The following is an 8051-nucleotide window of genomic DNA, read 5'->3' on the forward strand; positions in this document are numbered from 1 at the left end:
CACCAGCAGGCCGGGCCACGTGCGGGATGATGCGGCGGAAACCAAGCTCCCGACGCGCCCTCGCTCCACGGGACGCCCCCGACCCGACCCGCCCGAAAGGCAGCACCCGATGACCCGAGCCGCCGCCCCGATCGTCCGGAACGTGGACGCGAGGCACCGCTACGAGATCCTGTCCGACGAGGTGAGCGTGGGGTTCACCGCCTACCGCGACCGCGACGAGCAGCGCGTGTTCTTCCACACCGAGATCGATGACGCCTTCGCGGGCCGGGGGCTGGCCTCCGTTCTCGTGCAGGAGGCGCTGAGCCACGTACGGGACGCGGGCAAGCGGATCGTACCCGTGTGCCCGTACGTGGCGAAGTTCCTCACGAAGCATGCCGAGTTCACCGACATCACCGACCCGGTCACGCCCGAGGTCCGGCAGTGGCTGGAGACCGCGCTGGCGCGCTGAACACCCGCCGCCCGGCCCCGGACGGCGTCGGGGACGAAGCGTCCGGACTCCGTCAGGCCGGCCGCAGATCGAACCAGTCGAAGGCGGGGGTGCCCCGGGTGGCGTACATGCCGACGACACGGCCGGTGAAACCCCCAGCGACCTCGGTGGTGAGGTAGCGGCCGTCGAGCTCGGCGAGGACCTCGAAGTCCCCGTCGGCTGTCTCGTATCCCAGGCGGAGTGTGTCGGGGCCGCCGACGCGGAGCCCAGACGGAGCAGCGGCCTCGGGGCCCGCAGGACGTACGGTGACGGTGGGCGGCAGGACATCCGTGGTGGTCACGTCGATCCGCAGTGTCAAAGGGCCGGGGGGAACGGCCCGTTCGGCGACCGTCCGGCGCAACGGGCCGATGCGGGCGACCGCGCGCACCGTGCCGTCTTCCCTCTCCACCTGGTAGTGGTGTGCCTCGTCGAGCCGTACGGCCAGACCACCCCTGCCTCCGTCGCCGACGTCGGCACGGGTCCGTGCACTGCAGTCCGCGTCGCGCTGGCGCCGCCCCACGAACACTGCGCCCGGCTTGTCCATGCTGTCCGCGCGTGCATGCAGCACCAGGTGCCCGGGCCGCTCGCCGAGGCGTACGGCGCTCGGGTCGTGCCACCTCGGCGACACCCAGCAGGGGGCGAGGGCCCGGGAGTCGAAGTCGTCGCGGTGCGGTTCGGCGGGCCAGGGATGCGGAGCCAGTGCCGGCGCAGGGGCACGGAGTTCCAGCGGCCCCGGCAGCGGCCACTCGTCCTCCCACCGCACGGGCACGAGGAACGTCTCCCGGCCCATCCCGTGGTACTGCGGCGTGTGACCGCGGGGCCTGGTACCGAGCAGCACCATCCACCATGTCCCGTCGTGGGCCTCGACCAGATCACCGTGGCCGGTGTTCTGCACCGGGTGACCGGTACTGCGGTGGGACAGCACGGGGTTGTCCGGGTGCGCTTCGAACGGCCCCGGCAGAGAGCGGGCCCTGGCGATCGACATCGCGTGCCCGCGTTCCGTGCCGCCCTCCGAGAGCAGCAGATACCACCAGTCACCGACCCGGTAGAGGTGTGGGCCCTCGGGGTACTGGAGCCCGCTTCCCGACCACATCTCCACCGGCTCGCCGAGCAGTTCACCCGTCTCGGGCTCGATGCGCACCCCGCGGATACCGCCGTGGGAGAACACGCACCAGCAGTTCCCGTCGTCGTCCCAGGCCAGATCGGGGTCGATGCCGGGTATGCCCACCGGCACGGGTTCCGACCACGGGCCGGCGGGATCCTCGGCGGTCACCAGGACGTTGCCCGCACCGGCCACCACGGTCGTGATCATCCAGAAGCGGCCGTCATGATGCCGGAGCGTGGGTGCGTACACCCCGCACGAGGACGGGGCGGTGTCCGGCAGGTCCAACTGCGACGGGCGGTCCAGCGCGTGCCCGATCAGCCGCCAGTGCACGAGGTCCCTGCTGTGCCACAGCGGCACCCCGGGTACGTACTCGAAGCTGGACGTCGCGACGTAGTAGTCCTCACCCACGCGGCAGATGCTCGGATCCGGGCTGAAACCGGGGATGACTGGATTGTCGAAGTGCGCCATCGGCCGTCCTCGGGGCTCAGGCCAGGACCGGGTCCCCAGGCCAAGATCGTTGAAGCGCTTCGAAGATGACAGCCACGGGGAAAGGTGTCAATAGCTCCATCACAAAGTCGGTCAAGCGTGTGCTGGAAGCCGCACGTGCGGACACGGACACCCGCTTCCAGGCCGTCCGGCAGTCAGCCTTGGCGTGTTAATCGAAGCGCTTCAACGGCTCCTGCTTGACGGCCTGCCTCTCCGCCTCCCGTTTCCGGAGCAGGCATCTGGTTCTCACGTAAAGTGCGGGACGGATAGGGCTTCGTATCGAGCGCGGTCGCAGCTCGGTGGTGTTCGCCGGCAGTGGCAGGGCCGAGGGCCGGTGCCGAGGTGGAGGCGCAGTGAGAGTTCCCGACATGTCGCGCAGTGCGCGTCTCAGTGGCCATGGCGCCGTCTCCACCTCCCTGGCCTCTTGCAGTGATCACGCCCTGCGCGAGCTGGTGGACGCGGCCGAGCCGATCGGATCCGGCATCGGCGGGAAGTCAGCTCTGATGGAGGTCGCCGGCATGCCGGTCTTCGTGAAGCGGGTGCCTCTCACCGAGCTGGAGATGCGACCCGAGCACATCCGGTCCACGGCGGATCTCTTCGAGCTTCCCGGCTTCTGCCATTACGGCATCGGTGCCATCGGCGGGCCGGGCTTCGGGGCCTGGAGGGAACTCGCCGTGCACACCATGACGACGAACTGGGTGCTCGCGGCGGAATTCGAGGGCTTCCCCCTGATGTACCACTGGAGGGTCCTGCCGGACTCGACACCCCTGCCCGGGGAACTGGCCGACGTCGAACGGGCTGTGGCGTACTGGGGCGGCGGGTCGCAGGTGCGCCGCCGGATCAGGGCTCTCGAACAGTCCTCGGGGAGCATCGCGCTGTTCCTGGAGTACATCCCGCAGAACCTGCACCAGTGGCTAGGCACCCAGGTCGATACCGGAGACCGGACCGTCGGCCGCTCCTGCGACATGGTGGAAAGGGAGCTGGCAGCCGGCACCTCGTTCATGAACAGCCGAGGGCTCCTGCACTTCGACGCGCACTTCGAGAACATCCTGACCGACGGTCAGCGCCTCTACTTCGCGGACTATGGCCTCTCCCTCTCCTCCGCGTTCGAGCTCTCGCAGGACGAGGCCGACTTCTTCGACCGGCATCAGACCTACGACCGCTGCTACACCGCCACGTATCTGGTGAACTGGCTGGTCACCGCTCTTTTCGGATACCGGGTGGAGGACCGGGACGGCCGCAGTGCACTGGTGCGGGCCTTCGCGGAGGGCAAGCGCCCCACCGGAATCCCGGAGGAGGCCGCGGCGATCATCTCCCGGCACGCTCCGATCGCCGCCGTGACGTCGGACTTCAACCACGCGTTCCGGAGCCGGAGCAGGCAGACCCCTTATCCACTGGCAAAGATCATCCGGATGTACGACCGATCCGACGGCTGACGGCTGACGGCTGACAGCTGACAGCTGACAGCTGACAGCTGACAGACCAGCACGACAGGTACCGTCCCGGAGAGCGTCAACAGCTCGGACACGGCGGCGGGACTCCCTCGGCGTACGGAGAGCCGTGGCGCGGGCACAGCCAGAACAAGGCATCCTTATCAAGCTGTATAAGCCTGTTTGCCCGGATTGATGTCGGGTACCGCCGCAGTGAGGCCTGATGCACCCGGAACGCCCACGGCGGCAAGCCTGAACCTCGACGACTAGGAGTCATCCGTGTCCGCAGTACCCGCCATCACCCTCAACAACGGCGTGAAGATCCCCCAGCTCGGTTTCGGCACCTTCCAGATTCCCCCGGAGGACACCCGCGAGACCACCCTGGCGGCTCTCGGGGCCGGCTACCGCCATATCGACACGGCGCAGATGTACGGCAACGAGAAGGAGGTCGGCCAGGCGGTCCTGGACTCCGGCCTCGACCGGGCCGACATCTTCGTCACCAGCAAGCTGGACAATGACGCCCATGCCTACGACGACGCCCTCCAGGCGTTCGAACGCACCATGGAGAAGGTGCGGCTGGACTATCTGGACCTCTTCCTCATCCACTGGCCTCTGCCGGACAAGGGCGATTTCGTGGAGACCTGGAAGGCCCTGGAAGAGATCTACCGCTCGGGACGCGTCAAGGCCATCGGGGTCTCGAACTTCCAGCCGCACCACGTGCGCCGCCTCCTGGACGGCGGCGTGGTGGTGCCCGCCGTCAACCAGATCGAGGTACATCCCTACCTCACCCAGGACGCGGTCCGGTCCTTCGGCGCCGAACACGGCATCGCCACCGAAGCCTGGTCCCCCATCGCGCAGGGCAAGGTGCTCGACGATCCGACGCTCGTCCGTATCGCGGAGCGGGTCGGCAAGTCGACGGCCCAGGTGACCCTGCGCTGGCACCTGCAGCGTGGGGACATCGTGTTCCCCAAGTCGGTGACCCTACGGCGCATCGAGGAGAACTTCGACCTCTTCGACTTCGAACTCACCGAGGGGGACATCGGCGAGATCAGCGCCCTGAACCGGGACGAGCGGACCGGCTTCGATCCGGACCGGTTCAACGGCTGATCCCTTCGCGGCGCAACGGGAGGACCCGCCCCTCGGTGAAGGGCGGGTCCCGTGTGCGGCCGGTTGTTCAGTGCGTCACTTCAGGGCGGGCGGTGCCGCGTCCGCCGACGTGCCCCACTCCGAGGGTTCCGTGCCGACCTCGAAGGACAACTCGCGCGTACCGCGGATGTCTTCGGTGGTCAGGTAGGTCTTCCCGTACGCGGCCCCGTCCGTCCGGGCCGACTGGATGTACCGGGACGACTCGGAGGTGCCCGGAGCCTTCACGGTCAGACTGCCCTCGGGGTAGTAGCGCCGGTCGAGGTTCAGGTCCACCCGCTCGAAGACGGGGGTCGAGAGGCTCCAGGTGTCGGTGCCCGGCTGGACCGGGAAGATCCCGATCGACGAGAGGACGTTCCAGGCGGACATGGTCCCCAGGTCGTCATTGCCGGTCATACCGGTCGGGGCGTCCGTGAAGAGCGTGAGCGCGGCGTGCACCACGTCGGTCGTCTTCCAGGGCTGACCGGTGGAGAGGTAGGTGTAGGGGGCGATCAGGTCGGGCTCGTTCTGCGGGTTGTACTTGTCCGCGTTGTAGTAGTCGTACGGCCCGTTCACCCACACCTCGCGCGCGGTCTTCGCAGGGTCCTGCAGCAACTGCTCGTAGGCGAAGAACGAGTCGAGACGGTCGTTGGCCGCCTGGGTGCCGCCGATCAGGGAGACCATGCCGGGCAGGTCCTGCGGGACCAGCCACTGGTACTGCCAGGACGTGCCCTCGTGGAAGCCCTCGCTCTGCGCCGGGTCGACGGGGCCGGTGAAGTCCCCGTTCGCGTCCCGCGCACGGAAGAAGCCGGTCGAGCTGTCGAAGATCTTCCGGTAGTTCTGCGCTCGCTCCGCATACCGCGCGGCGTCGTCCTCGTGCCCGAGCTCCTTCGCCATCTGACCGAGCATCGCGTCGGACAGTGCGTACTCCAGGGTCGCGGAGGCACCGTGGTCGTAGTCCGAGTCACCCGGCTTCACATGGGCACGGCCCTTGATGTAGGGCGCGAAGCCGTCGGCGAGGTACTCCTTGTTGGCTTCGCGTCCCACGGGGGCGGAGTCGGCCGGAGGCACGCCGTCGGCGTTCTTCCTGAGTGCGCGGTACGCCTGTTCCTCGTACCCCTTCAGCAGCCCCTGCTGGTAGGCGTTGGTGAGGAACGGTGTGACCGGGTCACCGGTCATGATGTTCGTCTCGACCGTGCCGTAGCCCCACTTGGGGAGCCAGCCGCTGTCCTCGTCGATCTTGAGGACCGAGATCGCCATGTCACGTGACTCGTGGGGCGCGAGCAGCGACAGGAGCTGGGCCTGGGTGCGGTAGGTGTCCCAGAGCGACCAGTTCTGGTAGTAGGTGAATCCCTTGGCCCGGTGGATCTTCTGGTCCCAGCCGGTGTAGCGGCCGTCGACGTCACTGCCGATGTTCGGTGCGAGGAATGAACGGTAGAGGGACGAGTAGAAGGTCCGGCGCAGCGTCTCACTGCCCCCCTTCGCCCGGACGTCGTCGAGGCGGTCCTCCCACGCGGCCTGCGCGGCGCGAGCGACACGGTCGTACGAACGGCCGCCTTCGGCGCGGAGGTTGAGGGCCGCGCCCTTGGCGTCCACGTACGAGATGGCGGTGGTCGCCTCGACGGTGCGGTCCTGGGTCGTGTCGAAGCGCAGGAAGGCTCCGTTGCGCTCGGCGGCCGCTGACGAGGACTTCGAGCCCTCGGTGACCGTGTCGCCCTTCCAGGTGCCGGAGGTGGCGAAGGGACGGTCGAAGCGGGTGATCGTGTACACCGTGTACGGCTTGGTGTCCTGGCAGAAACCACTGCCGGTGATGGCCGTACGCACGGTGCGGCTGTCGAGGATCTCCACCTGGGTGTTCACGGTCTTGTGCAGCGACTGGCCGGCGTTGATGAGGACGTTGGCCTTGTCCGTGGCGGGAAAGGTGTAGCGCTGCACGCCGGTGCGCTCGGTGGCGCTCAGCTCGGCCTCGATGCCCGTCTTGAGGCCCACCTTGTAGGTGCCCGGGCTCGCCTTCTCGTCGTCGTGGCTGAACTCGGCCGCATACGTGGCGTTGTCCGTCGAGGTGATGTCACCGGTCGTGGGAAGCACCGGGAGGTCACCGCCCAGGCCGCAGCCCACGCCGGAGATGTGGACGGCGGAGAAGCCCCTGATGCGGGTGTCCGAGTAGTCGTAGCCCGTGTTGTGCCCGGTGTCGGGCGAGAACTGCACCATTCCGAACGGCACCGCGGCGCCTGGGTAGGTGTTGCCCTCGTTCTCCGTTCCGATGAACGGGTTGACGAGATCGGTGAGCCGACCTCTCTCGGCGTGCCCCCCTCCGTCCGCCGCGGCAGGTGCGGCGACGGCGCCGCCGAGGAGGGCGGCTGTGGCTGCTGCCGTCCCCGCACCGCGAATCCAGTGGGTCCATCTCATGGAATGAGCGCCTCTCGAAACGTAGACAACGTTGTCATGCGCACTGCGCGATCATTCTTTGCCCGTACGCGTGTACTCGTCAAGGGTTCAGGCAGACCCCGTCAGCGCAGCTTCGCGTACACGATGAGGTTGTCCACGGGGTGACCGGCGGCGTCGAAACCCCCGTCGCAGGTGATCAGTCGAAGCACTCGCTCATCGGTGGCTCCGTAGACCTTCCGGGTGGGGAAGGAGCTCTTGCTGACAGTTTCCGTGCCGGTGACCGTGAAGTGGGCCTCTGCACCTCCCCCGTCGGACACGGTGATGTCCGCACCCCTGGCGATCGCGTGCAGGTCGTGGAAGACGGCCTTGCCGAACCGCGTGTCGTTGTGCCCGATGAGCACGGCGGCACCGGGCTCGCCGGGCACGGCCCCGCCCGCGTACCAGCCGGCCGTCATGCCCTTGCTGGCCGGCGGAACCTCGACCGTGCCGTCCGCGTTGAGCCCCAGCCGCAGCAGCGCGCTGTCTATCCCCAGCGACGGGACTGTCAGCCGCGTCGGTGCCGGCGCACGGGGCGATTCCGGGGGCCGGGGGGTGGATGGGCCCGTCCTGACGGAAGGCCGCGGCGGATCGTCAGCGGCGCAACCGGTGACGGGGGCGAGCAGCAGGACGGCTGCCGCTACGGACACGGCCGTCCGCCGTGACGATTTCAATGTAAGGGGCATGAGTGCTCCAGTGCGGTGGGCCAGTGAATCGGAAGGGAATCGGCGGGTGGCGCCGCTCCCCGCGCGGGGAGCGGCGCCGTCGTCGGGGATCAGCCGGTGCGCTGTGCGGACCGGCGGCGCAGCACGAGGGCACCGGCGCCCGCGAGCAGCACGGCACCGGCCGCGGAACCGTACAGCGCGGTGCTGCCGGCCAGGCCTGACGGCCGCTCTCCGGCGTCGACGCCGCCCCGCGGCATCGTTCCCGCAGGCACCGACTCGGCCGGGACCGGTTCGGCGCCCTCGGGCGCGGGGGCGAGGGTCGGCGCTTCCGAGGGTTCGGCGCTTTCCGGGGC

Annotated in this window: 6 protein-coding genes and 1 pseudogene; 3 read left to right on the forward strand and 4 right to left on the reverse strand. The window is 68.7% G+C overall.

Features of this window, described 5'->3' with window-relative positions:
- Window positions 1–109 precede the first annotated feature (109 nt).
- Complete coding sequence (locus tag BFF76_RS24460) at window positions 110–448, forward strand: GNAT family N-acetyltransferase (protein ID WP_031090000.1); 339 nt, start codon at window positions 110–112, stop codon at window positions 446–448.
- Between the two features lie 52 nt (window positions 449–500).
- Here the strand turns inward: BFF76_RS24460 and BFF76_RS24465 are convergent, their stop codons facing one another.
- Window positions 501–2039, reverse strand: a complete 1539-nt coding sequence (locus BFF76_RS24465; protein ID WP_065849075.1) for a glycoside hydrolase family 43 protein — start codon at window positions 2037–2039, stop codon at window positions 501–503.
- A 386-nt stretch (window positions 2040–2425) separates the two neighbouring features.
- Here BFF76_RS24465 and BFF76_RS24470 point away from each other — a divergent pair, with 386 nt between their 5' ends.
- Together BFF76_RS24470 and BFF76_RS24475 are read left to right on the forward strand one after the other, a co-directional pair.
- The gene (locus tag BFF76_RS24470; protein ID WP_065849076.1) at window positions 2426–3493 is read left to right on the forward strand and encodes a protein kinase family protein; all 1068 of its coding nucleotides are present in this window, start codon (window positions 2426–2428) and stop codon (window positions 3491–3493) included.
- 273 nt (window positions 3494–3766) lie between these two features.
- The gene (locus BFF76_RS24475; protein WP_031089995.1) at window positions 3767–4594 is read left to right on the forward strand and encodes an aldo/keto reductase; all 828 of its coding nucleotides are present in this window, start codon (window positions 3767–3769) and stop codon (window positions 4592–4594) included.
- 75 nt (window positions 4595–4669) lie between these two features.
- Here BFF76_RS24475 and BFF76_RS24480 read toward each other — a convergent pair whose 3' ends face one another.
- From BFF76_RS24480 to BFF76_RS24490, 3 genes and pseudogenes are all read right to left on the reverse strand, one after another.
- On the reverse strand, window positions 4670–7018 hold the full coding sequence (locus BFF76_RS24480) for a GH92 family glycosyl hydrolase (protein WP_065849077.1): 2349 nt from the start codon (window positions 7016–7018) through the stop codon (window positions 4670–4672).
- A gap of 101 nt (window positions 7019–7119) precedes the next feature.
- Window positions 7120–7719 carry a class F sortase gene (locus BFF76_RS24485; RefSeq protein WP_053928946.1) on the reverse strand — a complete coding sequence of 200 codons (600 nt, stop codon included), beginning with the start codon at window positions 7717–7719 and terminating at the stop codon, window positions 7120–7122.
- Between the two features lie 89 nt (window positions 7720–7808).
- Window positions 7809–8051, reverse strand: a pseudogene (locus BFF76_RS24490) (hypothetical protein); the annotation flags it as partial.

The sequence above is a fragment of the Streptomyces mutomycini genome, assembly GCF_001700505.1.
Taxonomy (GTDB): Bacteria; Actinomycetota; Actinomycetes; order Streptomycetales; family Streptomycetaceae; genus Streptomyces; species Streptomyces mutomycini.